21 protein-coding genes and 1 pseudogene are annotated in these 26,813 nt (G+C 46.7%); 17 read left to right on the forward strand and 5 right to left on the reverse strand.

What is annotated here, in order from left to right:
• Window positions 1-28: 28 nt before the first annotated feature.
• The 3 genes and pseudogenes from J5A52_03630 to J5A52_03640 all read left to right on the forward strand — a co-directional run bounded on the left by J5A52_03630 (window position 29) and on the right by J5A52_03640 (window position 4,253).
• On the forward strand, window positions 29-2,386 hold the full coding sequence (locus J5A52_03630; GenBank protein ID QUB37211.1) for a type IV secretion system DNA-binding domain-containing protein: 2,358 nt from the start codon (window positions 29-31) through the stop codon (window positions 2,384-2,386).
• A 269-nt stretch (window positions 2,387-2,655) separates the two neighbouring features.
• Window positions 2,656-3,103, forward strand: a pseudogene (locus J5A52_03635) (Bro-N domain-containing protein).
• Window positions 3,104-3,188: 85 nt separating this feature from the next.
• Window positions 3,189-4,253, forward strand: a complete 1,065-nt coding sequence (locus J5A52_03640) for a transposase (protein ID QUB37212.1) — start codon at window positions 3,189-3,191, stop codon at window positions 4,251-4,253.
• 1,101 nt (window positions 4,254-5,354) lie between these two features.
• Here the strand turns inward: J5A52_03640 and J5A52_03645 are convergent.
• Window positions 5,355-5,609, reverse strand: coding sequence for a hypothetical protein (locus J5A52_03645; GenBank protein QUB37213.1), 255 nt, complete (start codon window positions 5,607-5,609; stop codon window positions 5,355-5,357).
• 40 nt (window positions 5,610-5,649) lie between these two features.
• Here J5A52_03645 and J5A52_03650 point away from each other — a divergent pair, with 40 nt between their 5' ends.
• A complete protein-coding gene (locus tag J5A52_03650) occupies window positions 5,650-6,783 on the forward strand; it encodes an NADP-dependent malic enzyme (protein ID QUB37214.1) in 1,134 nt (377 codons plus the stop codon).
• Window positions 6,784-7,114: 331 nt separating this feature from the next.
• Here the strand turns inward: J5A52_03650 and J5A52_03655 are convergent, their stop codons facing one another.
• Window positions 7,115-7,630 carry a hypothetical protein gene (locus J5A52_03655; protein QUB37215.1) on the reverse strand — a complete coding sequence of 172 codons (516 nt, stop codon included), beginning with the start codon at window positions 7,628-7,630 and terminating at the stop codon, window positions 7,115-7,117.
• 545 nt (window positions 7,631-8,175) lie between these two features.
• Here J5A52_03655 and J5A52_03660 point away from each other — a divergent pair.
• On the forward strand, window positions 8,176-8,643 hold the full coding sequence (locus J5A52_03660; GenBank protein ID QUB37216.1) for a hypothetical protein: 468 nt from the start codon (window positions 8,176-8,178) through the stop codon (window positions 8,641-8,643).
• Window positions 8,640-11,570 carry a hypothetical protein gene (locus tag J5A52_03665; protein ID QUB37217.1) on the forward strand — a complete coding sequence of 977 codons (2,931 nt, stop codon included), beginning with the start codon at window positions 8,640-8,642 and terminating at the stop codon, window positions 11,568-11,570. The genes J5A52_03660 and J5A52_03665 overlap by 4 nt, the downstream gene beginning before the upstream one ends.
• 87 nt (window positions 11,571-11,657) lie before the next feature.
• On the opposite strand, the gene J5A52_03670 is transcribed toward J5A52_03665, so the two are convergent.
• Window positions 11,658-12,479 carry an alpha/beta fold hydrolase gene (locus tag J5A52_03670; GenBank protein QUB37218.1) on the reverse strand — a complete coding sequence of 274 codons (822 nt, stop codon included), beginning with the start codon at window positions 12,477-12,479 and terminating at the stop codon, window positions 11,658-11,660.
• Entirely contained in the window at window positions 12,479-13,321 is an 843-nt protein-coding gene (locus J5A52_03675; GenBank protein ID QUB37219.1) for a zinc metalloprotease HtpX, read from the reverse strand. The genes J5A52_03670 and J5A52_03675 overlap by 1 nt, the downstream gene beginning before the upstream one ends.
• 288 nt (window positions 13,322-13,609) lie before the next feature.
• Here J5A52_03675 and J5A52_03680 point away from each other — a divergent pair, with 288 nt between their 5' ends.
• The 6 genes from J5A52_03680 (at window position 13,610) to J5A52_03705 (ending at window position 19,995) form a co-directional block, all read left to right on the forward strand.
• Window positions 13,610-13,864: a hypothetical protein gene (locus J5A52_03680; GenBank protein ID QUB37220.1), complete on the forward strand. Its 255-nt coding sequence runs from the start codon at window positions 13,610-13,612 to the stop codon at window positions 13,862-13,864.
• A 299-nt stretch (window positions 13,865-14,163) separates the two neighbouring features.
• Window positions 14,164-15,003 (forward strand): hypothetical protein, encoded by an 840-nt coding sequence (locus tag J5A52_03685; protein QUB37221.1) that lies wholly within the window; start codon window positions 14,164-14,166, stop codon window positions 15,001-15,003.
• Window positions 15,004-15,039: 36 nt separating this feature from the next.
• Window positions 15,040-15,612, forward strand: a complete 573-nt coding sequence (locus J5A52_03690; protein QUB37222.1) for a hypothetical protein — start codon at window positions 15,040-15,042, stop codon at window positions 15,610-15,612.
• Between the two features lie 223 nt (window positions 15,613-15,835).
• Window positions 15,836-17,740, forward strand: coding sequence for a PAS domain-containing protein (locus J5A52_03695; protein ID QUB37223.1), 1,905 nt, complete (start codon window positions 15,836-15,838; stop codon window positions 17,738-17,740).
• Window positions 17,741-17,791: 51 nt separating this feature from the next.
• A complete protein-coding gene (locus tag J5A52_03700; protein ID QUB37224.1) occupies window positions 17,792-19,264 on the forward strand; it encodes a response regulator in 1,473 nt (490 codons plus the stop codon).
• 26 nt (window positions 19,265-19,290) lie between these two features.
• A complete protein-coding gene (locus J5A52_03705; GenBank protein ID QUB37225.1) occupies window positions 19,291-19,995 on the forward strand; it encodes an rRNA pseudouridine synthase in 705 nt (234 codons plus the stop codon).
• A 94-nt stretch (window positions 19,996-20,089) separates the two neighbouring features.
• Here J5A52_03705 and J5A52_03710 read toward each other — a convergent pair whose 3' ends face one another.
• The gene (locus J5A52_03710) at window positions 20,090-21,802 is read right to left on the reverse strand and encodes a hypothetical protein (protein ID QUB37226.1); all 1,713 of its coding nucleotides are present in this window, start codon (window positions 21,800-21,802) and stop codon (window positions 20,090-20,092) included.
• 485 nt (window positions 21,803-22,287) lie between these two features.
• On the opposite strand from J5A52_03710, the gene J5A52_03715 reads away from it, so the two are divergent.
• The 5 genes from J5A52_03715 to J5A52_03735 all read left to right on the forward strand — a co-directional run bounded on the left by J5A52_03715 (window position 22,288) and on the right by J5A52_03735 (window position 26,812).
• Window positions 22,288-22,467 carry an AbrB/MazE/SpoVT family DNA-binding domain-containing protein gene (locus J5A52_03715; protein ID QUB37227.1) on the forward strand — a complete coding sequence of 60 codons (180 nt, stop codon included), beginning with the start codon at window positions 22,288-22,290 and terminating at the stop codon, window positions 22,465-22,467.
• Between the two features lie 31 nt (window positions 22,468-22,498).
• On the forward strand, window positions 22,499-23,530 hold the full coding sequence (locus tag J5A52_03720) for a DUF1016 family protein (GenBank protein ID QUB37228.1): 1,032 nt from the start codon (window positions 22,499-22,501) through the stop codon (window positions 23,528-23,530).
• Between the two features lie 346 nt (window positions 23,531-23,876).
• Window positions 23,877-24,398 carry a hypothetical protein gene (locus tag J5A52_03725; protein ID QUB37229.1) on the forward strand — a complete coding sequence of 174 codons (522 nt, stop codon included), beginning with the start codon at window positions 23,877-23,879 and terminating at the stop codon, window positions 24,396-24,398.
• A 132-nt stretch (window positions 24,399-24,530) separates the two neighbouring features.
• Entirely contained in the window at window positions 24,531-25,091 is a 561-nt protein-coding gene (locus tag J5A52_03730) for a hypothetical protein (protein QUB37230.1), read from the forward strand.
• A 2-nt stretch (window positions 25,092-25,093) separates the two neighbouring features.
• The gene (locus J5A52_03735) at window positions 25,094-26,812 is read left to right on the forward strand and encodes a hypothetical protein (protein ID QUB37231.1); all 1,719 of its coding nucleotides are present in this window, start codon (window positions 25,094-25,096) and stop codon (window positions 26,810-26,812) included.
• The last annotated feature ends 1 nt before the right edge of the window (window position 26,813 follow it).

Genomic DNA, 26,813 nt, shown 5'->3' on the forward strand with positions numbered 1-26,813 from the left:
CAACCGCCATCATTTATTACACCGTGATATGGTATGGCTAGAAATTACACCGCCGTCTAATGTCGCCAAAACGCCACAGGCGACCGAGCAGTTGTTCTCAGTGCTTCATGGCATGCATGCGGCGCGAAGTTTGAGAGAGAAACTCCTTGGGTACTCGCCAACAATGAGTTTTGAAATTACATCAACCCGCAAAGATGGTATTCGATATATCATTCAAGTTGAGAAAAAATACTCAAAAACTGTACAGAAAGCTATAACTTCGTATATTCCAGAGTCAAAAGTCACAAAAATTACACATCAGGATATGGGCATCGACAAGGCAATAGAGTTCCGGGAAACCAACCATTACATACTGCCCCTTATGCTCGCTTCAATGTTCAAACAGCACGATCCGCTAAGCTATATAACCGGCGCGATGACGCAGCTAGCAGATAACGAAGAACTAACTCTGCAGCTCATAGTAACGCCGATAAAACTTCATGAAGCCCATATACTTTCGCATAAAATTCTTAGCAATGAGAATATTTTGCAGCAGGTTAGCAATAAACGATTCTCGCTACTTGGCATGTTTACAAGCATGACAAACTCAATCGCCGCAAATATCATTGATGCTGCCGGCGATGTCTATATGAGCGCCCGGCGGCACAGGGAGCCATCTGAGAGAGCTGCACAACAGGCACATAGCACAGCACACGATCGTCCATCGCGCGTACTGAGCTCATTTGAACGCGAGCTCATGGAAACAATGCATCGAAAAGTAACGCAACCGCTCTTTCAGGTTAATCTACGCATACTAATAAAAAGCCGCCAAGCTAACAGCCATATTACAGCAATAAAGTCAGCCCTCGACGGCTATAGCGTGCCGCCATATCAAGCGCTGAAGGCTAAAATAACCGTACCGGTCATTAGCGCCGCGCGCCAAAAGGCGGCTATTCGTCGTATGCCATCTCTGCTACGACGTTCAGCAATCATTCTAGCCGCCTCGGAACTTGCCAGCCTCTATCATGTTCCCTCAAGCCACTATAGCAGAACCGACAATCTAATAACTTCGCTGAGCCGCACGCTGCCGGCGCCGGTATCGCTCAAGCAAACTGATACATTTGACGTTACCATCGGTATGAACGTGCATCACAATACCAAAATTCCTATAGGCTTAACTGCATTAGAGCGGGAGCGGCATCAGTATATTATTGGCGGCACAGGCAACGGTAAAACAACCATGCTGCAATATCAAATCGTGCAAGACATGAAGAATGACAAGGGTGTCGCGGTTATTGATCCTCATGGCGATATGGCGGAAACGTTATTGCGTTACGTACCGCCAGAACGTATTAAAGATGTTATCTACTTCAACCCCGATGACCTCGAATATCCAATCGGACTAAACCTCCTTGAGCTTACGCCCGGTCTTGAAGGAAATGAACTGCTGCGCGAAAAAGATATCATCACTGAGAGCATCGTGTCAATATTCCGTAAGATATTCTCAGAGGACAATTCGGGCGGACATCGTGTTGAGTATGTGCTAAGAAATGCCGTTCACACTGCGTTAACCGTTGAAGGTGCAACGTTATTTACTATTCTTAAACTTTTACAAAATAATAAATTCTGCAAGGAAGTTATCAAGAAACTCGACGATGAAGACTTAATAGACTTCTGGAAAAATGAGCTTGGTAAGGCAGGCGATATGCAGCGAGTTAAAATGGCAGCCGGTATCACGGCAAAGATTGGGCGCTTCAGAGCTAACGCTTCAGCGCGACTCGTTTTGGGTCAAATAACGTCTACGATAGATTTCGAAGCCATCATGAATAATAGCAAAATATTAATCTGCAACTTCTCGAAAGGTCTACTTGGCGAAGACGTATCTGAGCTGTTCGGTATCGCCATTCTCGCGAAGCTTCAGCTTGCAAGCCTGCGGCGCGCCCGGCTGAATCAGTTAGAGCGCCGGCCGTTCTACCTCTATGTTGATGAGTTTCAGAACTTCGCAACGCCATCGTTCGTACAGCTCCTAAGCGAAGCGCGTAAATATCGCTTATTCCTTACGATCGCCGAACAATCCACCAGCCAGCAAGATAGTCAGCAGATGATTAATATTATCATGGCGAACGTCGGTACAGTTATCTGCTTCAGAACAGGCAGTCCGCAAGATGAACGTATATTACTGCCGCTATTTAGTCCATTCATAGAGCAAGGCGAAATAAGTAACTTACCAGCCTTTAATTTTTACGCTAAATTATCAGCTGTTCATGCACAAGAACCGCTGTCCGGGCAAACAATACTGCTGGAAGATGAAGGAAGCGACGCGGTAGCAAAAGCGGTTATTAACAACTCCCGAGCGGCATTCGCTGCAAAACAAGAGAAAGCCGCTCAACCCGAACATAATGAATAACAATATAAAAAAACAACGGCGTGAACAACCATGCATACACGAATCGTTACATAATAATCAGTAATAATATTTACACACGCTATGCAATCTATACGATAGAGCACACGGTCGGCGTTGAGCAAGTATTAGAGGAGGGAGTACGCTCTTTGATAAGCAGCTGCAAAAGATCTTAATGCCCTATTGTGCTTACAGCTTAACTTTTAACGATCTAGGTTATACTAAGGTAAAGAGGTCTTTAATAAAATGATGCGTAAGGGGCGAGCGCTATAATGGATGAAATAAGATTATACGAAAACAAAGAAGTACGTTCTATTTGGGATGAAGAGCAAGAGGAGTGGTATTTTTCAGTAGTGGACGTAGTAGGTGTGCTCTCAGAGAGTAAAAATCCTACGGATTATCTCAAGAAGATGAGAAAACGTGACGAGCAACTAGCTTTATACATAGGGACAAATTGTCCCCAGGTAGCAATGAAATCCTCAAATGGTAAAAAAAGAAAAATATTAGCAGGGAATACGAAGGATATCCTTCGTATTATCCAATCCATCCCATCCCCCCAAAGCGGAACCATTTAAACAATGGTTAGCTCAGGTAGGAAAAGAACGAATTGACGAAACCATTGATCCAGAGCTTACCATTGATAGAGCCCTGGAAACTTATTTGAAAAAAGGCTATACCCGAGAGTGGATACATCAGAGACTGCAAGCAATTCACGTAAGAAATGTCCCCCCTCAAACAGATCGTGAACACTCTAGCCTTTTGTAGAATAGTTATATAAACCAACGTAACTATTAGAAAGGAAGAGATGATGCGCGGTAAAATCGGCACGTTCACGACCTGTAATTCAATCATACCAAACTTTAAAGAGCTATACAGGATTTATCCTAAGAAGCTTTCGAGAGAGGCAAAGCAAAGGCTTAGGGTACTGGATTATTTCTATAACAAAGCTCATAAAAAGGTAAGCGTAACCGCTAGATATTTTGGCGTGTCTCGAACGTATGTATATAAATGGATAAAAAGGTATAACCGATGGGATTTAGCCGCGCTAGAAAGCAGAAGCCGAAGACCAAAACGCGTACGTACGGTTCAGTACGATACGCATGCGGTGAATACCATCCGGAAGATTAGGCGGGAATATCCCAGCTTCTCTGCAGTGAAAGTATCTGTTATTTTGCTGAGAGACTATGCCATAAAGCTTTCCTCGGCTACGGTGGGCAGAATTATTCGGAGGTTTAACCTGTTCTTCTCTAAAACTATGGCGCTGCATAGAAACTTATCTAAAGCCGCCGCCAAAGGCTGGCAGACGCGTAAAGCGAAAGAGCGCTTGCGGCATTATCTCAAACCGGATCGTCCCCGGCACATCATTGAATTCGATATGAAACACATCAAGAACGGCGGCGTTAACCAGTATGCTCTTTGCGCTATAGATACTTACACCAAAGAAGCGCTTATTCACATCAGCTCCTCTTGCACGGCGCGGCAAGCCAGCATTGCCATGCAGAAAGTACTTGATCGCTTCGGCGCCAACATCACCATAGTCTGCGATAACGGCAGCGAAAACTTTGGCGCAACCTTTGATTTGCTGGCTCGCAGCAATGTCCGCCAACTATTCGCTAGGCCTAATACGCCAAAGGATAAGCCTCACATTGAAAACTTCATTGGCAAATACCAGAAAGAATGCCTTAATGAATCCGACAATAGGCAATACAGCGTCAAAGAACGCCAGCTAGAAGCCGACAAATGGCTAAGCGACTGGCATTTCTACAGACCTCACCAGGCACTTAACTGCCTAACCCCAGCTGAATACTGTGATACAATTGGCATAACTGTTTTACAAAGAGACTACTTTGTACGCGATGTGGTGAGTTAGGACACTCCGCAAAAATCTCTCGCACAACCACAAGCCATAGTGTCTCCTCGTTTAAGATAGGCCATGGCGTAAGAGAGAAGTTATCGTTATAGTCTATGCCCATCTTATAGCCTGCGTGTGAAACGACACTCTGGTACGAAAACAGCTCTAGCAACGCATCGCAGGAGCAGAAAACTAGCTCAAGAATGAACCGTTATGAAAGCACTCATACTACTGTATTAAAATTACAGCACCTGCAATTTTTCCAGCTAGGAACCGAGCAAGTCTTTTATTAAACATCAACAAACAGGTATATTTGCGTATCATAAACCTTATCGTCGCGCTTCTAAATCATAGACGCAGCATAGCAAGAGCTAACGAGCCTTTCTCTACGAGCTTCCTCATCAGTCATAAATCTATCATCAATGTAGACGCAACTATCAGGACGAGGAATTTGTTGAGGTACCTTCTTTTTGAAGAGCCTATTCCTCTCTTTTCTCTGATAGCGAGGACAAGCTACATAGACTAACTAGAGCACCCGTTCCGTGTGCGACATAATCTAGAGTATTTTCATACTCTATCACTGATGGTATTGTTTTACTCATAGTTATATAGCACAAAAACCATACCTTAGCTGGTTGGGGCTACGCTCTGGAAATGTATTAGGAGCTATTCTATGATAGATAGCCTAACCCCAACCAAGCAGATAACATCAAACTTAACTAAGACAGATATCCTAATTTCTCCCCCCCTAAGAACATCGGTTAGACATCTAGTAGCGTACTGCCACGGCATTATACCTAAGTATTACAAAACTCTATAGCCGAAACCTAATTAACGAGGTCATCAAGAACATGAGAGAGAAGGTAAGAAACGACAAAGCAGACAGCAATAACACCTCGAGTACCGCAGCAATGTCCATGTCATTGACACTAGCAAGTATAAAGTCCGTACTATTGAGCTTAACCTGGAGCAAGACCACATAGATCCCCAGATTCAACCAACCGCCATAAACTGAGAAGATTAAGATTAAGGCTAAAGATAAAGATAAAGATAAAAAAGTTAAGGCTAAGATTAAAGCTTAGCCAACCCTAACTCCAGTAATCATGTTTAGTCTTAGTCTTACGCCGCCACCTCTCGCAAGTCCACGCCTGTCTGTTTGGCAATGTACTCAATTTGGCGTGTTTGGCGGTTGTCGGAAGATGTAAGGGCAGCGTTTTCAGCTGTCAAATCCTCAAGCATAGCAGTGTGCTGGTCAAGGATATCATATACTTTTGATATATCGTCTTTTGTTGCCATGGTGTCAAACTTTTCATTCATTTCAGCACGCATCTCCTGAACGTACTTAAACAATTTTGTAAATTGATCATCCTTCATGCTTTTTAGTATACTAAACAAGCGTATAATAGATCAGTATATGGACTACGATAAATTAGCACTCACTCTACACGAAAAGTATAACGGCAAGATAACAATAGCGCTAAGAGACAAAAGGGAGCTCGGACGCGATGAACTCAGCGCCTACTACAGCCCAGGCGTTGCAGCAGTTAGCCGGGCTATTGCCGATAACCCAGCAAACCTATCACGGTATACGTGGACGAATAATCTTGTAGCTGTTGTCTCCGATGGTTCAGCAATCCTTGGACTCGGCGATCTTGGTTCAAAGGCTGCTATGCCGGTAATGGAAGGCAAGGCATTATTGTTCAAGCACTTTGCCGGTGTCGATAGCGTACCGATCGTCCTTGACGTCCATACGCCAGATGAGATCGTAGCAGCAGTAAAGGCGATTGCGCCAAGCTTTGGCGCCATTAACCTTGAAGACATCGCGGCACCAAAGTGCTTTGAGATTGAAGAGCGCTTAAAGGCCGAGTTATCTATTCCCGTCTTTCACGATGATCAGCATGGTACGGCTATTGTTGTATTAGCAGGGCTTATCAATGCGATGAAGGTTGTTCATAAGGCGCTAGCAGGCTGCAGGATAGTCACTGTTGGAGCAGGAGCAGCCGGTACGGCTATCATAAAGCTATTGCGCTTATACGGCGTTCGTGAGATTATCGCTGTCGATAGCCGCGGCATTATCGGCGATAGCCGTACCGACCTCAACGATGAGAAGAAAGCTCTCCTTGAGTTCGTAGACCGGAGCAAAGCTGGAACAATGGAAGATGCAATCGCCGGTGCCGATATCTTTATCGGCGTATCAAAAGGCGGACTGCTCACACGGGAGCACATACAGAGCATGGCAGCTAGCCCTATTGTCTTTGCTCTTGCAAATCCAATTCCTGAGATTATGCCAGATCAGGCAAAGCGTGCCGGCGTAGCCGTCATCGCAACGGGGCGCAGCGACTTCCCAAACCAAATCAACAATGCCCTGGCATTCCCCGGCATCTTCCGCGGCGCCCTTGACCGCAAGGTTGCACAGATTACCGACCAGCACAAGGTTGCTGCCGCCGAAGCGCTTGCAGCGCTTGTCGGCAGCCCAACTGCCGATGAAGTTATTCCATCGCCATTCGATGAACGCGTGGTACCGGCAGTTGCTGCGGTGATACGGTAGCGCAAAACAAAAATATCCGCTCTAAGAAAAAGCGGAACGAATAGATTAGATTAATACATAGATCATAACTATAGTGAGTGTTCCCGACCCCAGAGCGAAGCGCTAGAAGAGTCCATCGTTGGACGAAGCGCTCCGCTCTGGGGTGCGGGGTAGCGAGATGTTCTTACGGCATCATTGCCGCTTACTCGGGCAATCATCTCATTGCCCGGTCTTGAGTTCTTGATTGTAACCCGGCGCACAAGATTTGCCGGGTGATTGCAAGGCTGCACTGGCCTTGCAATCAGGATTGTAATAGTGAAGACCCGAGTGCATGGGGTGATGTTGAGAGCGACTAGGCGTCGCTCTCAACAAAGAGGGAAGACCTGCTATCGCCGCTATCCAGGATCTCCTGGAGAGCGGAGAGGATGTCATCTTCGGTAGTATCGGGAGCCGGTACGAAGGAGGCGAGCTGGAGTTCGTTTTCTCCGTGCCTGTATTCATAGAGGTAACGCTCTAAGAGGACAGCGTTACCGTCTGGGGTAGTTGCAATAATCTTTTCTCGCATATCACATCGTCTAAACCACTCAATAGTGAGGATGAGAGACCTGATACTCGCTCTCTCAAGAGACTCAGGAGACTCCCTAAGGAGCCCACCCTTTACTCCCTTGAGAGGACAATAGGCCGAGTGGTTATAGTAATTTACCCCCGAGAGCCAGAGATAGATACTGGGGTCAAGCATAATCAGGAAGGTCTTATTGGCCTCCCTAACCTTGACAATTTTGGCAACCTCCTTACCCATAAGGCAAGCGAGAGGGACGCCGGCGCGGATGTCGTCGGCGAGCCTATTGATAATAATCTTCTGAGCCATGATAGGCTCCTCTCTGTGGCAGTGCGCCACGGTAGTGGAGCTTGATATCCTTTATCAAGCTCTCTCATGATGCGTTAAAGAATTGAAGATAGGCTGTTTCCTAAAGATTAGGAGCTATAGGGTTATAGCCAGAGTCTTACTATTTTATTTAACGCAGCTTTGAGAGAGCTTGAGTATAAGAGGTTATGGTTATTGCTCATGGCAAAAAGAAGAACAAACATACATTGACATGTATGTTTGTTACAAGGTTTCTCTAATTAATTCACTACTACAAAAGTTGTTAACTTGCATATCGATCCGAAAGGCTATGATGCCTGTATGGTGGATGGATATACTATTATACTATAACGCATTACGTTAATTGTCAATGGGGTGGGGGGGTTGGGTAGAATTCAGTCAAATCAATAGCTTTCTTATGCAAGTTATTTATGATTGCTATAAGCTTTCACGTCGCTAAGAAGGCGTTTGTATTTTAAGGGTTAGAACTCCTACGAAACAAATAGTTGCTTACGGTTATTTGCTCATGTATACTATGAAGAGTGACAATGAGTAAAAAGAATCTATGCATACTATCAAGCATTGCTATCGCTGCCGTAATTTGTATAGTAACGATCGTTATTTTTTCGCTGCAAAAGAATACCGTCAAACAGCAAAAGGCTCCTGTAGCAGTAAAGACAGAAGTATGCAAAAACCTCATACAAGAAGCTTCCGCAACAATATCAAGCAACGACCTAAATAAATATCCGGTCATCGCGTCTAAGATTACAAGCCGTAATGGTTACAATGACGATTTAAGCTGCAGCTATATGTTAATTCGGTATTACCTAGCTACCGGAGATAAAAACAAAGCAGAGGCAACGTTAGCTACCATGAAGAAGTTATCTGAAGCCGGGGCAACGTATGATAAGTCATTCTCACCTTCCCCGGTAACCATAAAAGAGCTGTCCGCATGGGTTGACTCCTTACAGAAAAATAGCGTCACAAAATATGACATTCCAGCGGAGCCCAAATGATGAAAAAACATATCATTGGGGCGATATTACTGGGAGTGCTTACGGTACAAACTGCTTTCATAATCATTGCACAACCGGCAAATGCATATTCAACAGATCAAATAAATTGGCTTACACCAAACGGCGTCGCCGGTGCAGCTCAGTGGGATAATTTTTGTAAAGAAAGCCTGCGAGAAAACTGGAACGCAGGGCTTGGCATCCGTCCTGGAATCAACAAGAGAGCATCCTATGCGCATACTACCTGGATCTCGCCACGCGGACGTCCGAATATATCTAATCCAATCACAATCGCATCAGCCACTACATCTATACCCCTGCAGCTTAACTCAGTAACATTCGTTTGTGCGCCATTAGTATCTCCTAAATTTTACGGCGGCAAGGACAGTCTATACTCTCAGATCCTCAACGACTCTAGCCGATGGGTAACGCCAACCGACGCTAGAGATCGTTACCCAAACCCGACAACAGGGCACGACATGAGTCCAGCGTTAACCGGGATCAACACGCAAATCGTTGGTATGTCGATAGTAAACGGCCCGGCCGGGAGCGTCACAGTAGATGCAGGACAGTACGGCGTACCGCTAAAAAAGGTGAGGGATGATTATTCACGCTACTGGTTTGCGAATAATCTAAGGATCACCTACACTGCAACAAATCCTATCACGGAATCAACGCGACTTACCGTGAGGCTGTATTATAAGGCGATCAATCAATACAGGCATAATACCAACCGCTGCTTTACGATGGACGACCGAGCTATCGATCCTCACGGTTTCGATAACTTTAGCATATGCGACACGTTCTCCGAAGATTTGGTGTTAGATTTGTCTGTACCAAAAGGCCACGATATAGACGGTCAGTCGTACGCCGTTGCCGGATCGGCAGGAAGCGGCTATACAACATACAAAAACTACAATAACTCTCAGCCAAACGGTCTCAATGGCGCAATTAACCACGACTCAGAAAGCCCAACCGTCAAGCCTGGCGAACTTGCGCGTTTTTCAAGCACGCTCAAGAACGTTCCGCTCGCCGGCTATGGCCGAGAAAATGCAGACATGTGGGTTGAAGTTCAGAATTCATATTTTCCAACATATCAAGACGTCGCGCACTACGCAGCAGCAAGCTGGAATAGTTTTGGACATGACACAACAACCGTCATCTCACGAAATCGACCGCTTGCGAACACGCAGTGTATGGATTCCGGACATCGGGAAGCCCGAGGCATCATCCTAGCCCCGGACAGTACTCATCAGTTCAGCCACACCGATGATTGCACCGCAGCGCGCGTACCAAGCGACGGCAGTAAAATTGGCTGGTACGTCTGCCAAAAGACTTGGTGGTACTACGCTAATTCAATCAATATTGCATGGACAAACACAACACCGGCTTGCTTCGTCGTCAAATCAACTTTTAACCTCATTCCAAAAATCGGCGACGGCAGCACATCAATTGGCGCTACTAATCAAGACACACAGGTTGATCTGCCGAGTATCATCCAAAACGAAGGAGGCATCTTGCGCAATATCGGCGTAGATTGGGGGACATATGACTTTAGAATACCGAACTCGGTTATCCAATCAGCCGGCGGAGAGAGCGCTGTAACAACTGTCTTTAATCAAATATTTAATAAAACAAGTTCCGGATCATTGCGCTATGCTGAAGCTGACTTTAGCTCAACCGCTCACGCCTGCGAGTGGATGAAAGATAATCCAAGCTTGCATAATTATGCATCAGATTGCAACACTCTCGCAAGCGCCGTCATCTCTGCCCTAAACAGCGGCAGCAACCAAGTAAACAATGAAAAGCTAAAAACAGCGGGCGCGCAAGTCGGCGATCTCGTATGCCGCACCATGACTATCCGCCACTACAACTGGGACACGCGTGCAGGCGGCGATACGCACCGCCGAGTTGCATATCCAAAGTGTTACCGTATTGCGAAAAAACCATCCGTACACGTCTGGGGTAATGGTGTTCGCGTCGGATCAAACTCCGGTGTTGTCGCCGGACTACCCGCCACGCAGTACACACGGTCGTCCATTATTACTGCAATGAGTTCTCTCGCCGATAGCGGACAACTCTTCGGCAGCTGGGGCGAATACGGCATGACGACGCCACAGAATGGCGTCATCCGATCGGCGTCAGCCGGTGGACTATCGGGCGTTGGCGTGGGCGCAGCAAACGCGAGTACGTCAGCTGAAGCAACCCGCAACAATTTATCATTTGCAAACGCCAATATACCAGGCGGCGGTTACGGAAAATGGGGAACAATCTCAGCACAACCAAACATTGGCGGGCAGTTTACGTCAAACGTGCGCAATCACGCCGGTAATGTATCGCTTAGCAGCATGGCGCCCGGCGTTTATAACGCAACAGCACACGTTGTAAAAATCAGCGGCGAAGTTGGTGCAGGCAAATCAATTATCATTAAAAGTGCAGGAACCGTTATTATTGACGGCAACATCACCTACGCGCCGTCGCGCTACCATACGTCAAGCGACATCACGCAGCTCGTCATCGTTGCAAGCAATATTATCATACGAGATAACGTTACCCAGGTAGATGCGTGGCTCGCGGCGACGCCAAACAAAGACAACACGCAAGACGGCATTGTCTCGACATGCGAAATCGACGAAACACCAAACCTCACGGCAATTCGCGCACGCGGCGTTAATTACGCAAACGGGCTCAATGCCAACACATGTAATCGGCAGCTGCGCATTAACGGCTCCGTCCTTGCGCGCGAGCTTCAATTGCGTCGGACGTTCGGTAGCGACAGGCGCGGCGCAGGTGACATTGACGGTTTCAATGACCCTGCTGAAATTATCAATATGCGCGCCGACGCATACTTATGGGCGGCAAACTATATCTCCAACACGACGGGTAACATCACAACAGATTACACAGTTGAACTGCCACCGCGGTATTAAAGTTAACAGCCCTTACCTGCAACAGAGCGTAACAGCCAAATACAAACACCGCAGCAGTTAAAAGAACTGCTTCTAAGCATACATATGCTAGCAAGATTGTATTACCGTCATAATCTCGCGCAGCGTGCGCCCGCGGATCGCGTGTCCAGTTGAGAGCGGACACACGTTAATACACGAGTTCACCCGCGCAAGAGCAGTAAAATTGCGCGCCACTAATAGCGGGTCAAGTCGTCCGTAGATGATTGTTGTCGGAATCGTTGTGCGCCGCAACAGTTGTCCCGTCCGTTGGCTAATAATACCTGCACGCAGCGTATTCTCAAATCCTGTAAACGTACTCTTCGATAACTGCGTGCGCGAAAAACCGAGTGCGCCTAATCTGTCGCCCAGCTCATAGCCTGCTACTACCAAGTCGGGCGTTTTCAATACTTGGCGGTAAACGCTACGCAATAATTTATCTTGACGCAGCCAATCGCGCCGATTACCCGTTTCATCACGGTAAATCGGCGGCGACACAAGCACTGCTCGGCGCACAATCCCGCGGTACATATGCGAAAACTCTGTTGCTACCAATGCGCCAAACGAATGCCCAATCAGTACGACCGGGCCAGACAATCCCGTTGCTACACAAGTTGCAAGCACATGCCGCGCCTGTTCCGATGCGCGATAAATTGATTCGTCATGCGGCTGCGGTGATTCACCATGCCCGAGCAGATCTACCACAATATAGTTACTCTGTTTCGGCAATTGCGCAAGTAACGGCTGCCACAGCGCGCCCGTATCCGCTAGCCCGTGGATCAATACGTACGTTGTCGTAAACGGACGCCGCAATCGCTTGTATCGCACCGATAGGCGATAGGGAATACGCAGCCACCGGTGAACAATCCTATCCCGCCAGCCGTTACACGCCACTAGTTACCTTCGTCAAGTTCTTTCAGCCGTTCAACGCGATCTTCAGTCGACGGATGCGTCGAAAAGAGTGCCGCCAGTCCTTGCATTGAGAATATATTCGCAAACATGAGGTGTGCCGATGTTTCCTGCGCAGGCGACGCACCAATAGGCGGCTGCGAATATTTCCAATCTTCAAGCTTGCGGAGCGCTCGTGCAAGCGGCTCGCCCGTGCCAAGTACGTCGTGGCTATGCTCATCCGCCAGATACTCGCGGCTGCGCGATACCGCCATCTGAATCATCATCGCGGCAATCGGCGCCAGTATCGCCATTAAAATCATCGCAAGCGGGTTTGCGTCCTCATCGTCCGAGCCGCCAAAGAAAAATGCAAATTGCGCCAAGTAACTAATTGCACCCGCTACTGTTGCGACAACTGTCGACACGAGCATATCGCGGTTCTTTACATGTCCCAGTTCATGCGCTAACACCGCCTCAAGCTCGTCGTCTTCTAGAATCTCCATAATACCCGACGTTACCGCCACTGCCGCATGCTTCGGCGAGCGTCCTGTTGCGAAGGCATTTGGAATCGGTGTGTCGACATAATATAGTTTCGGCATTGGCAGGTTATCAAGAGCAGTGAGGCGCTGCACAATCCGCTCAACCTGCGGATACCGATCGCCAAGCGGCTGGGCGCCTTGCATCTTCAGTACAATTGAGTCGCTGAAGAAATACGTCACAACGTTAGAAACCGCTGCGAACCCAAGCGCCAGCAGCATACCGGATCGCCCGCCGATCATATAGCCGACCGCCATAAATAAGACCGTCAGCACTGTCATCAAAAGAGTTGTTTTGAAAATCTGTCGCATATCTCTTATTATATCCGACAACCTTAAAAATAACTAAAAATGCGCACTGTCGGTTCAGCTCCTCAGCCAAAACACAACCACATTAATTGGTCTTTGGGCTCAGCAACCTAAAACGACACCATGAGAAAGCTCTATGGACAACGTATACTAACACATTAATTACAGGATATATGCAAAGAATGGATGGCTAGAGCCAACCATTCAGAGCTGTTTAAAGATACGTTAACATATCTACTTAGGGTTGTTTTATTTTAGGTCGCTAAACCATTGTTTAGTATACTAAAAAGCATGAAGGATGATCAATTTACAAAATTGTTTAAGTACGTTCAGGAGATGCGTGCTGAAATGAATGAAAAGTTTGACACCATGGCAACAAAAGACGATATATCAAAAGTATATGATATCCTTGACCAGCACACTGCTATGCTTGAGGATTTGACAGCTGAAAACGCTGCCCTTACATCTTCCGACAACCGCCAAACACGCCAAATTGAGTACATTGCCAAACAGACAGGCGTGGACTTGCGAGAGGTGGCGGCGTAAGACTAAGACTAAACATGATTACTGGAGTTAGGGTTGGCTAAGCTTTAATCTTAGCCTTAACTTTTTTATCTTTATCTTTATCTTTAGCCTTAATCTTAATCTTCTCAGTTTATGGCGGTTGGTTGAATCTGGGGATCTATGTGGTCTTGCTCCAGGTTAGTTGACTGTACTGACGCGTACAAAGTATTGACATTACCAACATAATATGCTACTATTATTACTCATGACACAGACGCTTGTAAGGAACCCTGAAAAAAACAGATCAACCCTCGAAACCCTCATCTGCGACGAGACAAAAATTGGGTAGATTTAGTTTTAGTACCGTAGCAGCTCAAGTCGGGCATGATATCGGAAACTCAAAAGGCTATATCAAAGACGTTAATGATCTTAGAGCGCGTGCACCGCAGAAAACGCAGGAAACCATTACAAAAGATTCTATGTGCATATTAGGAAAAGCCGCGCTTGAAATTGCCCAGATCTATGAACAGCGTGCTGAAACCAGTGGATCCAGCTTGGACGATAGGCGCGCTCGCATTGCGGAATTCATCAGTACCTATGAGTATAAGATGGTAGAGGATATTAAAGAAAGAGATCGTAAAAAGAGGGGAGTAAAAGGCAGAAAGTCTCTCGCGACACGTGAGAGGTATGCCAGGTACAACCATGCACTTCGAGAGTTCATTAACGACTGGGGAAGCAAGCTTACTCAAGATGAACTAATACAGTACATGTTCAGTTACCATCCTCGGCGCGCCTTGCTGCAGAAAAATCCAACTGCAAGACGTGAATGGCTAGAAACTACGAAGGCGGATATTGAAGGCGTAAAAATTGAGATGGGTTTTGAGCTTGCCATCGACAGGACTGACATAAGTTGGTACTCCGCGACACCTATACAGGATGCCAAAGGTGTTGATTACATTGTTAATGGGGTGCCGATAGATCTGAAGCGATCCTACTCCAGCGCCCAAGAAGCCCAGTACTATAATAATCTCTATGGTCGCAGCAAAGTAGCCGTCTGTCCAGACATTAGGCCAGAGGACTTCGTTGATCCAAAAACAGGTAAGACAATGCTCATACTGCAGGATCCAGAAGCAGTTGCGCTTCGGGTTGAACAATCTCTAAGAAATAGCGGCGTAATCTAGACGAGCTAATCCTTGGTGTGGTAGGATAGCTGGATTATGCCAAACGAGAAATACCTTAACCCTAGTACCATATCAATACCCAACTCTGAAAGCTTTAGTATCCTCATGGGGGTTGTTGATAGTATTGGTACGGGAAAGTATACAAAGGTATTCGATTCTATAGAGTTATCAGGTAGAAAGGCTATACTATCAGATTCTATTGATTCTATAGGCTCTATAGAGTCTATAGAGCTAGTAGCTAAAGAAGATACACCGTCAGATCTTATAGAGCCTATAGAACTATTGGATAAAGAAGCTATGCTATCAAAGATTGCAGGTGCCTTAGGGAGCCTCGCAGTATCATGGACAGAGTACCGTAGGCTCCCTGATGATACAGGCAGCGAAGCAGTTGGCGTTAGTAGAAATGGCGATGTTGTTATTGCAGTATTTGAGGATAAAGGCAATACGGCAGTTTCAGTGGTTGATTCATCATTCCTTGGCGGGGAGGGTAGTAGTAGTGATAGCGATAATAGTGGCTGCAATAACTATAGTGGCTATGGTGATGACGATGATGATGGCTGTGGCGATGATGGGTACGATGGCGATGATGGTTATGGCGATTATGAGTAGGGTTGTTTGTGTTTGTTGATTGAACCTATTTATTCATCTATATAAACCTATAGACTAGGCACTCCCAGCGACCAGCCAATGCCAGCACAACAACTGCCCAACCTTGAATCCTCTACAGCAACCCGATATACTGCTAATAAAGACATAAGCACTAACAAAACGAGGGGGCGCTACGACTCAATCCATTAACCGGTTCTGGCATCGTCGGCTGAGCGAAGCGATTATGATTGTAAGTGCCGCTATCGCCGGGCTATGCGCGTGGTCTTATATTACCGGGGCAGACGCTACAAACGAGCGGTTATTTGTACCAATAATACCAGGTATTTTCGCAGCAGCAACATTTATTGCTGCTGCAGTATCCTACGCCATAGCGCCATACCATAAGCTCGCTATGTCGTGCTGGCTAAATTACGCGCTCTGCTGCGTAACGACAGCTGTGCTCGTCGTCGCAACAGGCGGCGTTCATTCGCCGTTTATGAGTTTGCTCGTCATGCTTGCGCCGATTGCCGGCGTGCTTGGCAGGCAAATGGTCGCGCTCTTCGGCGTGCTCGCCGTTGCATTTGCCGCACAGCAAATTATTATGGAAAGCACGCCTGTCGCGCAATCGCTGCCAATCATCGCTATACTTACTATTGGCTTCTGCGCCGGCTTACCATTTTGGCTGCGCCAGTCCGCTGCGGCACACGACACCGCAAAAGACCGCTCATACCAAGAGCTCGCTACTAAGCTTGACAAAGCAGCAAGCACGTCAGAGGTTGTTATCAACGCAATCGGCGACGGCGTGCTTGCACTCGACAACAATGGTGCAGTAAGGCTCATCAATCCTGCCGCACAACAAATGATTGGCTGGGGCGAGCAAGACGCCGCCGGACTTAATTACAAGACTGTGCTCAAGCTGCAAACATCAACCGGCACGGATATTTCAGACAGCACCGATCCGGTCATGATTGCGCTCAGCAGCAATAAGCCGGTAAAAGACGATACACTGAGCATACAGACGCAATCTGACAAATCGTTCTTGGCATACATTTCTGTCAGTCCGATCAGTACAGATGACACGCACGACGGCGTCATTGTCGTATTTCGCGATATCACTGCTGAGCGCCACGACGAACGCCAACGCGCCGAGTTTATTAGCACCGCCAGCCATGAAATGCGCACACCTGTCGCAAGCATTGAGGGCTATTTAGGATTAGCGCTTAACCCGCAAACAGCCTCGGTTGATGATCGCGCACGCAACTATATCGCTAAGGCGCATGAGTCAGCACAGCACTTGGGGCGGCTATTCTCCGATCTACTTGACATCAGTAAGGCCGACGACCACCGCCTAAAGAACGACCCGCACATTGTTGACGTTATATCGTTCGTCGGCGACATCGTTGAAGGACTTAAGCCGCGCGCTGACGAAAAAGGGTTAACTTTCATATATCGCCCAACGCACAATGAAGAGAACGAAGACGGCGCTAAACAAGTCAGTCCAATTTTTTATGCTAATGTCGATAACGATCATTTGCGCGAAATCGTCCAAAATCTGATCGAAAACGCTATCAAGTATACGCCTGCCGGATCGGTCGCCGTCGACGTCACTGGCGACGAGAAGCGTATCACTATCAGTGTATCCGACACCGGTATCGGTATTCCGCGCGAAGACCAAGCGCACCTATTCCAAAAGTTCTACCGCGTCGACAACAGCGACACGCGCGAAATCAACGGCACCGGTCTTGGACTATACCTGTGCCGCCGCCTCACCGAAACGATCGGCGGGCGCTTGTGGGTTGAAAGCGAATATAAAAAGGGAAGTACATTTTTCGTATCAATTCCGCGCGCCGATAATGTAACCGCGCAGCGCTTAATTAAAGAATCCGCCTTTAAAGCATCAATTGCTGCTACAAAAGCACAGCAACAAAACCAGCCGCTAGCCCAAAACACAGCGCAAGCAGCACCGGCAGTACAGTCCTCGCCCAATCCAGAACCACAGCCAATCGACACACCGCCCGCCACGCCAGACGCACAAACCCCCTACGCCAACACACCGTTATCGTCAATTGAAGCTAATCCCGAACAGTACATCAAACAATTGCGCCAACAGGTTTCGCTATCAGTTCCGCCGCGCGATCCGCCAAAATAACCGTAAGGGCTATGGCTTTTTCACAACAATATCGGTACAATAGGGGGTAAGATGACAAAAATATTATTAGTAGAAGACGACAAGAGCCTGCGCGAAATCTATAACGTTCGGCTCGGCGCCGAAGGATATGACATTGTGTCTGCCGGCGACGGTGAAGAGGCGCTTGCATTAGCAATCAAAGAACGCCCCGATCTCATCGTTAGCGATGTGATGATGCCAAAAATCAGCGGTTTTGATATGCTTGACATTCTACGCAGCACCACCGAAACCAAAAATGTCAAAGTGATTATGATGACCGCCCTGTCAAACGAAGAACAACGCCAGCGCGGACTAGCACTTGGTGCCGACCGCTACCTCGTCAAATCGCAGGTTGGCATTGAAGACGTCGTCCGTACCGTGCACGAAGTACTTGAGGACGATTCATCGGTTGCGACCGGACCAGCGCCACTTGTATCATCAGATTCTTTAAGCGAGACACCTACCGACACGAGCGGCCAGGAAATAGATACTGCTCCTGCAGCACCCGTATCGCCCGAATCTAGCCCCGTTGCCGCACCCACGGTTGCACCCCGCCCAAATCCGGCATCATCAATACCATTACCGCCACCACGCTCGGCCACGCTCCAAGTGCCTCAACCACACGCCGCCGCACAACCGGTAGCCACAGCTGCTCCTGAGCCGCCGCAGCCAGCGCCAGCACCAACTGCAGCGCCGGCGAGCGCCCCTGCAAACCCAATGCTCGCAACCGCGCCTGCGCCCGCGCCAACTGCACCGTCATTGCAGCCATCAGCGCTGCCACAGCCTATCGCACCGTTTTCAACGCCGCGTCCAGGTTCATCTGGTCGCATCATCCAGCCAATTGAACACGACGATTCACAAGCTATCGCCGATATTACCGCACGCATGAGCCAGGAACTCGCAGGCGTGCAAGCGATCAGCAACATTCCGGCGCCTCAACCACACGCCGCCGCACAACCGGTAGCCACAGCTGCTCCTGAGCCGCCGCAGCCAGCGCCAGCACCAACTGCAGCGCCGGCGAGCGCCCCCAACTCAGAGCCAAAGCTTCCGCCAACGCCGCCAGCCATATCGTCCAGCCCTTCAGTGGCACCAATGCAGCCAACTGTTGTTTCAGCGCCAGTACAGCCTCCGCATCCGTTAGCGCAAGAACAGCCGCCGTCAGCGCCTCAAATACCTCAGGCGCCGCAGCCAGCGCCTAGCGTCCGCCCAGTCGCACCCGCACAGCCGGTACCAGCAGCACAAACGACCGCAGCAGCCACAGCTCAAGCGCTGAGCATTCCAGTTCAGCCAATCCCGCCAACCGGAACGCCGCCAACCCCAGCCGCCTCATCACCGTCCACGCTATCGCAGCAGCCAGCAGTTCCGTCCGCACAGCCGGCAACGTCCGCCAGCATTTCTTCGCCAGCAGCGTCCGCACCAGCACCAGCAGACAATACACTATCTGGCATGCAGTTTGAAGAAACCCTGCGAACAGACGTGCCAGCATCACAAAGAACTACGCTATAACCCTCAAGAAACGCGGGCTTACTACTATGAACACTCCGCACGATACCGGCAAGTCGCCGGAACGGCTCAATAAGTTCCTCGCGCGGCAGCTCGGTATCTCGCGCCGCGAGGCTGATGTTTTAATTGAAAACGAAACCGTCATGGTTAATCATACGCTCGCTACGCTTGGTACGCGCATTACGCCAAGCGACAGCATTGACGTCGCAGGAACACCAGTTGCCCGTAGACCCGCCGCGCTACGCTATATCGCGCTCAATAAACCCATCGGCTACGTTTGTTCGCGCCGCATGCAAGGCAATGCGCCAACAATTTACTCATTGCTGCCGCCTGAGCTTCATATGCTTAAGCCTGTCGGACGCCTTGACAAAGACAGTTCCGGATTATTGCTTCTCACCAATGACGGCGACTTCGCGCATCGTATGACGCACCCTAAATTCGCTAAGACGAAACAATATCGCGTCCGCCTTGACCGCGACCTTGAACCGCTCCATCAACAAATGATCAGCGACTTCGGCATAGAGCTTGACGACGGGCGCAGCCAGCTTATACTCGCACGTCTCGACGACAATCGCCGCGAATGGCACATCACTATGAGCGAGGGACGCAATCGGCAAATCCGCCGCACATTTGCAGCGCTCGGTTACACTGTTACCCGGTTGCACCGCACGAACTTCGGGAACTATACGCTAAACGGCATACGGCAGGGGAAGTGGCAAACGATACTTACATAGCACAGCACTTTAGTACAAGCCAGCAGACACCCAATATCTCTACCAAAAAGAGGGCAGGGGCGATATCGGCACCAGCAGAATCAATCTTACTTATTTAGCGCTTACGGACAGCTTGAGATACTTCTTCTGTGCTACCATCAGCGTGAACGATTGTCGTATCAATACGATCAGGGTCGCAAGGTTTACTATCATCTCCAGACGTATTTTTCGGACAACCGCCAGAATCGAGCACTGTCAATTCGCCGGTGCTAAGATCCGTAAACGGTATGCTGAAAGAAACAGCTACACGGTCAGGAAATTCAGCGCGAAATGGATTAAGCGTTGTGTCGTGTCGATCTGGGCAGTACCCAAAATGCAGCCGCGGGATCGCAATGATAGCAACTATAGCAGCAATTCTCAAGCCCGTTCTACCAAGCAATCGCAAGGACTCGCTTCGCCGTGCTTTTTCTTGAGTTTCTTCTATATACCTATCAAGGTCACGGCATGCCAGATAATGTGCTTCGCCCGCTTTGTCGTATTCATAACGTGCTTTTGAAACTTCCTCGATTGGACACGATTGGTCAGATTGTAAAGCAAGCCACGCAGAATGTGCAGCCCGATACGCCGCAAGCGCCTCTTCTACTGCTGCTTCTTTATCTTTCAATATTGCCGATACACCGGAAACATCATGCCTAGCAGGCTTTTCTGTCTCATAAGAAAAGGCATTAGCATTATTAGCATTATTAGCATTATTAGCATTATTAGCATTATTAGCATTATTAGCATTATTAGCATTATTAGCATTATTAGCATTATTAGCAACATCAACTACATCGCTATCACCCTTGCTATCATCTTCCTGTTCTTTATCATCTTCTTGCCGCGACTTATTCTTGCGGGTAAAACGAGGAATGACCGCAGGAATTATTGTTATTGGCAGACCGTTTATATGTCCTTGCCGCTCAGTCAATGTACGCTTATACACGCAAACTGGCTTAACCGTCTTTTCGTCAATCGTTTCCTCCGGCTTCACAGCGCGGTACGACACAATCGCTCCGCGCCTACGCCCGAGCACAGTATTCATCGTCTCTAATTCCTCTGGCGATAATGACACATCTCCGCCCATATTGTACGCATCAAGCAGTTCTGCGGTCGTTACATCATGCACTGCCGCAATATTTTTCACAGCGGTCACATCATCAGCGCTTAGTACGTTCTCCGCGGCAGTAACCGTCGCACCGGTTGTATCTATGCCGGCTTGCTGTAAGCGTTCAAGAACAACCTCTCCACGATCGTAGGCTAAATCAATATTACCTTGGTTGCTTTCTCCTAAGCCATCATATTCTGGCGCTATACGCGCCTCATCCGAAGAAAATGAAAGAATAGCAATATCGCGTATCTCATAACCGCTGTCTACCTTTTCGCGCAATTCATTAGCTAGGTGGTCTACCGTATAGCCGCTTATAATTTCTCGCGTATAAGCAGGCGCATCTTCCAAATTAAATTCTGGCGACCACGGCATCTGCAGCAATTGGCTTTGAACATCCTCACTTGTCTCGGGGATGGTCGTAGAATGAACCTCAACTTCTTCTTGTTGTCTAGGGGCTTCCGCAGCGGTTACTGCCTTTGCTGTATAATCTCTTTCTCCTACCGTAACCGTCCACGGCATGTGCAGGCCGAATGCCGACGCCGCAAGACTTGCAGCCGCAGTTCCGCCCATAACGCGCGCAATTTTCTCGCCTCCACTTGTGCTATGCCAAGATTCCAACCATTTCTTCGGCATCTTCTTTGTTAATAAACCACCCTCTGTATCGATAGATTTTTTCACAGAAATCCTATAGCCTTTGTTAATTATTTTTCGGTATCTAACCATATCACATATCTTAATAATCGTCTAGATCGGCTCCATCACAAACCCCATAACCGGCTCAATGGAACAAGATAACAGTCTCTTTAGACTAGACTAGGCAAGCAATACACAGACAAAGTCTAATGTTAGAAGAAAAAGGTTATTCTAATGAAACAGTTTAGCCGAACTACGGGTCTTATATGAGAGAAGCCTTATTGCCGCGCATAACAGAATCGGTCTTGCATTGACTGCGGCCGGCGGCTTTAAATCAGCAAAAAAACAACAGCAAAGTGGGAAATGGAGCTATCGGATATTGCACGGGGGATCTTCAAAGAATTTTTTAGAAGTGATTGAAAATGAGGCAAAAGAAGCAGTTTAAGCTTATAGCGAGTACGATAGCGCTAATTTCAAGACAGAAAATGCCATAATCTTTTGTATGAAAAGTAGGGCGAAAGGAGCCGAACATGGAAGATACATTTATGGATATTGCAAAAGTTATGTCAAAGGGGCAAGTTACTATTCCGAAGAGGATAAGAAAGCTTTTAAATCTACAAAATGGAGATCATGTTATTTTTGTAGTCGACAAAGATAAAGTGCAAATTCAAAATTCTAAGGCTTTTATCAAAGAAAATGCTAGTAAATAACAACTGTATATTTAGATGTAGGAAAAAAATAATGAACAAAGGTGAGATAGCATTGCAGAACACGGATACGGGAAAAGATCCTCACCAGTTTGATGATATTGTTAAGATTGTCGAAAGCGCAAAGTATCGTGCTTACAGGAAAGTCAATGAAGAGCTGATTTTGATGCATCAGGAAGTAGGAAAGTACATAAGTGAGAAAAGCAAAGAAGCAAGTTACGGATCGAATTTTGTGGAAAATGTTGCTGATTTTTTCTCCGAAAACTACCCTGACTTAAAAGGATTTACCCGCAGAGGACTTTATAGAATGAAACAATTCTATGAACTATATAAAGACGATGAAAAAGTGTCAACACTGTTGACACAATTGAGCTGGTCTAATCATTTAAAAATAATATCCGGCTCAAAAAGCAAGGAAGAAAGAGAATTTTATCTTAACTTAGCGATAAAAGAAAATTTAACACATCGTGAGTTAATGAGACAGATGGATAGCGGCTATTATGAGAGATTCACACTCTCTAACGGCGAAGGGCTGCCTGCTACGCAAAAGACAAAGCAAGAAACATATAATTTGTTCATGGACAGTTACATGTTGGAATTCCTTGATACACCAAAGATTGGAAGTGATAGAGATTTTCAAAAATCAATTCTTGAAAATCTAAAGAATTTCATTTTAGAGATAGGAAAAGACTTCACGTTTATAGGAAACGAGTACAGAGTGCAGGTTGGCAATCATGATTACTATATAGATTTGTTGTTTTATCATAGGGGATTGTCTTGCTTAGCCGCATTTGAACTAAAGTTAGGAGAATTTAAGCCGGAATATATCGGAAAAATGAACTTATATTTAGAAGCACTGGATAGAGAAGTGAAAAAGAAAGCTGAAAATCCAAGTGTTGGTGTTATTCTTTGTACTTCAAAAGATGATAAAGTTGTAGAATATACACTAAGCAGAAGTTTGTCTCCTGCGATGGTGTCTGAATATACTTTAAAACTTATAGATAAGAGTCTGCTACAGAGAAAGCTAAAAGAGTATGCAGAAATTGTAGAAGAAGAAAGTGAATAGAGAAGTAGCATTAAGGCATTAAGCTGCAGCACGCAGAGCTTAAAGACAGATAAAGTAAAGTTTAACTGTCTTTTTTATTACGCTTACGGCGAAGAAAGCTTTGCGTAAGAAGCAACGTAGGAAGCGAAAACAGAAGAACGGGGCGGAGTAATTTGCCCCGCTATTTTTAGAGAGAATAAAGCAAGAAGTGTTTCATTCGTGTAACACGTGTGATTTAGTATAAACAACGGTACGGAGCGCGGCTGGTACACCGGTCTCTGACCGCGTGAAGTAACCCTCTTAAAGACCTGAGGCACGTCTATAAACTGCCTTACTTTCCTCGTTTGAAAATAGGTATTATAGTATTATGATCAAATCACACGAACTCGTACCTTTTGTTGATTCATTACAGTACTTAACCGATAAATATTATTATGGCGAACCGCGCGAATTATATGACTATCGTGGTCGACCATTGATGTTTGCATCCACAAGTATATGGCATCATGATGCGCGAAAAGAGGCGGAATATAATACAAACCTCGGTGAATACCTCGCCCTCATGCTTGACGACCCGCCAATGACCGACTGGATCGCCGAGTGGCACGACGACGTAATGCCGACAATGCTTGATGAAATGAGACATCACCTAGAGCATGACGATTCGATATTAACAGCCGAGCAGCTGCACGATGTATCGCTTAGTGCTGAGCATCTCGCAAAACATTGTCTGCCAGCCGCCGATACGCCAGAGAAACAAGCGGAGCTGTGGTATGTATACGAACTAACGCGAGCATTCTTCCTAAATCATATGGACGATTTAAGCAAAGTAGCAAGAGAGTCGATTGAAGCGATGGAACGGGCGCGCACTGAACGTGCTAAAGGCTAAGGCTTAGAGCGAATAAGTAGAATACTATGAGATATTATAAATATTTGCTGGTTGATACCTATGCCGCGAGAAGAGAAATCATATGATTACTGGTTACGCCGTAAACCTGTTTGGTGTGCTACAATAAAGTCCATGGAACTGCCTATATCATCAAATGAAAAAATTATGGTCGTTGATGCCGAAACAGACGGTCTGTATGGCGATTTTGTAAGCATTGGTGCCGTCGTATATGATGATCAACTCGTTACTACTATGTTTAATGGCGTTTGGATGAAAGAGACCTTCAGCGACTCTTGGGCGGACGAGCATGTGAAACCTATTCTGCTCGACGCTAAAGATAGTCTTACCACCTACAACAATGAAAAAGACCTCATGGATGCCTTCTGGGATTTCTACAGTCAACACCGCGAAACGTGCCGCACGATTGGCTACACAATTTACCCGGTTGAATGTCGGCTATTTCAGCGGTGCGTTGAGAAAAACCTTGAAGAGCGTCGATTCCAGGGGCCATACCCGCTCTACGACCTCGCTTCAATGGCACAAAGCGAGCTTCTGGGGGAGCTCACACAAGAATATTACCGCGAACAGGCTACTTCTGTTCAACACAATCATATTGAAGACTGCAAGGCAACAGCGCACGCTTTTTTTAAGCTCGGGCAGCTTGCGAGCAGCGAAACATTTAACAATACATAACTATGAAACAGTCCAAAACCGCTAATACAACACGAGTTACGTCTCAAATAGCACCAAACCCTCGCATGGAGCAATCGTACCATGTTTTCATGCTGCCTTTCATCGTCAAAGAAGATGTAAGTCCTAAGCACCTTGAAGAACGGCTAAGCGTTTATGATACCACCAAATGGATTCATGTATGCGACAAAGTATTGTCGGATGAAGAGGAGGCAAGAAAAGCCTACAATGCAAGCAAATACTTTAATAAAGCAGCTTTTGAGGCGCTTCACCAGACAACAAAGCCACTACACAAATCTTGGCGTAGACAACATAAAGACGACGAATTTTTGGAAGAGTTTGAGTTAAAAGACCTTGATCCAACCCGGAGTTATTATCGTCTTGATCTCAATCATTTTTCTGCCCGCTTACAGCTACAATCGGTGCGCGTCAAACTATACAGCCACAACATTGGACAGATAATATACACAACTTACTATAACGAAGTTCTTTTTCAAAAAGATAAAGAACGAAAAACAGTAGAGAACTATAGCTATCTTAACGCTGTTGAAGATATCAACAGCTGTGGACGTCGCGTATCTCTGCCTTTTGTGCCACAACCGAAACAGGGCAGCTACGCCGATCAGCTTACTGCGACTGCGGTTGCAGCAGAGATTAGCATATCAATAAATACTGAATCGTCTCATAACACTACTTCGTATAAAACCGATTTTGATCAGATGGCAAAAAGTATAGTTCCAGCCGGCTCTACAGCACATACATATCAAGAGAATGCTCACCACACCATCGCAAAACATGCAGTTGGCATTATATTCAATAGCACTATCAAAGAAGACAAATACCATGAAACGATAATACCTGCTTATGACGACCGCATGATACTTGCGAGCATTATCTCTTCTGATGAAGCGGCAAACCTTATTCCTAGCTACACCGAATTTAAGAGCCTCGACGAGAAAACGCTTTCCCGGATATCAATCTATGAAACGGAACCCGACAAAGCACCATGTCCTAATGATATGACCGCATATAAAGATGCTCGTCAACTTTACGGTATCATATCGTGCGACTCTCATAACGATTATACTGTACGCGATGCCAGTATGCTTCAGAAACTTATGCAAAAGTTCTCGCTTGACCGCTGGAATGAATACAAATCATACACAGGCGTGAGCCACCACGCGTTCGTGATGATAAAACCACCGCGCGATGACAATGCCTTTCTTTTTGACAACTTCTTAGATCTATACGCCGAAATGGTTAGCTTAGTTGTTGCACAGCGCACTGCCTTGCTCAACATTCTACACAATACGTCTGAGGCTTCCCGCAATATCAAAAGCGTTCACTTTCCTGAGCTGCAGGCAACAAGTAGGGTAGCTAAAATCAGACAGGACATTGCCATATTTACTGCGAATATTAATCTACTGGATATAACCGAACAAGAGCAAGGCGACGAAACCTATACAAAAATACGCGAAAATCTTGGCGTCAACACGCTATCGCACAATGTGAAAGAGCAAGTGGAAGAACTCAGCGATGCTGCACAAGCAATTCGATCATCGGTATATAACGCAGCTGCGCTTATTGTTGCTGTCGATGCGCTCATCATAGAAATAGATATAGACAAGCTTTGGCCTAATGAAACTATTAAAGTATCCATCATACTAGTCATACTAATAGTTTATCTCATATCACGATATATCACCACTAAAAAGAAATACTAAC

Source organism: TM7 phylum sp. oral taxon 349, assembly GCA_018127705.1.
Lineage (GTDB): Bacteria > Patescibacteriota > Saccharimonadia > Saccharimonadales > Saccharimonadaceae > Saccharimonas.

Bases quoted from the DNA above. Each gene is read 5' to 3' on its own strand.
- J5A52_03630 (QUB37211.1), top strand. From the start codon at position 29: ATGGTATGGCTAGAAATTACACCGCCGTCTAATGTCGCCAAAACGCCA.
- J5A52_03690 (QUB37222.1), top strand. From the start codon at position 15,040: ATGCCAAACGAGAAATACCTTAACCCTAGTACCATATCAATACCCAAC.
- J5A52_03735 (QUB37231.1), top strand. From the start codon at position 25,094: ATGAAACAGTCCAAAACCGCTAATACAACACGAGTTACGTCTCAAATA.
- J5A52_03675 (QUB37219.1), bottom strand. From the start codon at position 13,321: ATGCGACAGATTTTCAAAACAACTCTTTTGATGACAGTGCTGACGGTC.
- J5A52_03695 (QUB37223.1), top strand. From the start codon at position 15,836: ATGATTGTAAGTGCCGCTATCGCCGGGCTATGCGCGTGGTCTTATATT.
- J5A52_03665 (QUB37217.1), top strand. From the start codon at position 8,640: ATGATGAAAAAACATATCATTGGGGCGATATTACTGGGAGTGCTTACG.
- J5A52_03650 (QUB37214.1), top strand. From the start codon at position 5,650: ATGGACTACGATAAATTAGCACTCACTCTACACGAAAAGTATAACGGC.
- J5A52_03660 (QUB37216.1), top strand. From the start codon at position 8,176: ATGAGTAAAAAGAATCTATGCATACTATCAAGCATTGCTATCGCTGCC.
- J5A52_03730 (QUB37230.1), top strand. From the start codon at position 24,531: ATGGAACTGCCTATATCATCAAATGAAAAAATTATGGTCGTTGATGCC.
- J5A52_03700 (QUB37224.1), top strand. From the start codon at position 17,792: ATGACAAAAATATTATTAGTAGAAGACGACAAGAGCCTGCGCGAAATC.
- J5A52_03640 (QUB37212.1), top strand. From the start codon at position 3,189: ATGATGCGCGGTAAAATCGGCACGTTCACGACCTGTAATTCAATCATA.
- J5A52_03655 (QUB37215.1), bottom strand. From the start codon at position 7,630: ATGGCTCAGAAGATTATTATCAATAGGCTCGCCGACGACATCCGCGCC.
- J5A52_03725 (QUB37229.1), top strand. From the start codon at position 23,877: ATGATCAAATCACACGAACTCGTACCTTTTGTTGATTCATTACAGTAC.
- J5A52_03715 (QUB37227.1), top strand. From the start codon at position 22,288: ATGGAAGATACATTTATGGATATTGCAAAAGTTATGTCAAAGGGGCAA.
- J5A52_03720 (QUB37228.1), top strand. From the start codon at position 22,499: ATGAACAAAGGTGAGATAGCATTGCAGAACACGGATACGGGAAAAGAT.
- J5A52_03705 (QUB37225.1), top strand. From the start codon at position 19,291: ATGAACACTCCGCACGATACCGGCAAGTCGCCGGAACGGCTCAATAAG.
- J5A52_03680 (QUB37220.1), top strand. From the start codon at position 13,610: ATGAAGGATGATCAATTTACAAAATTGTTTAAGTACGTTCAGGAGATG.
- J5A52_03645 (QUB37213.1), bottom strand. From the start codon at position 5,609: ATGAAGGATGATCAATTTACAAAATTGTTTAAGTACGTTCAGGAGATG.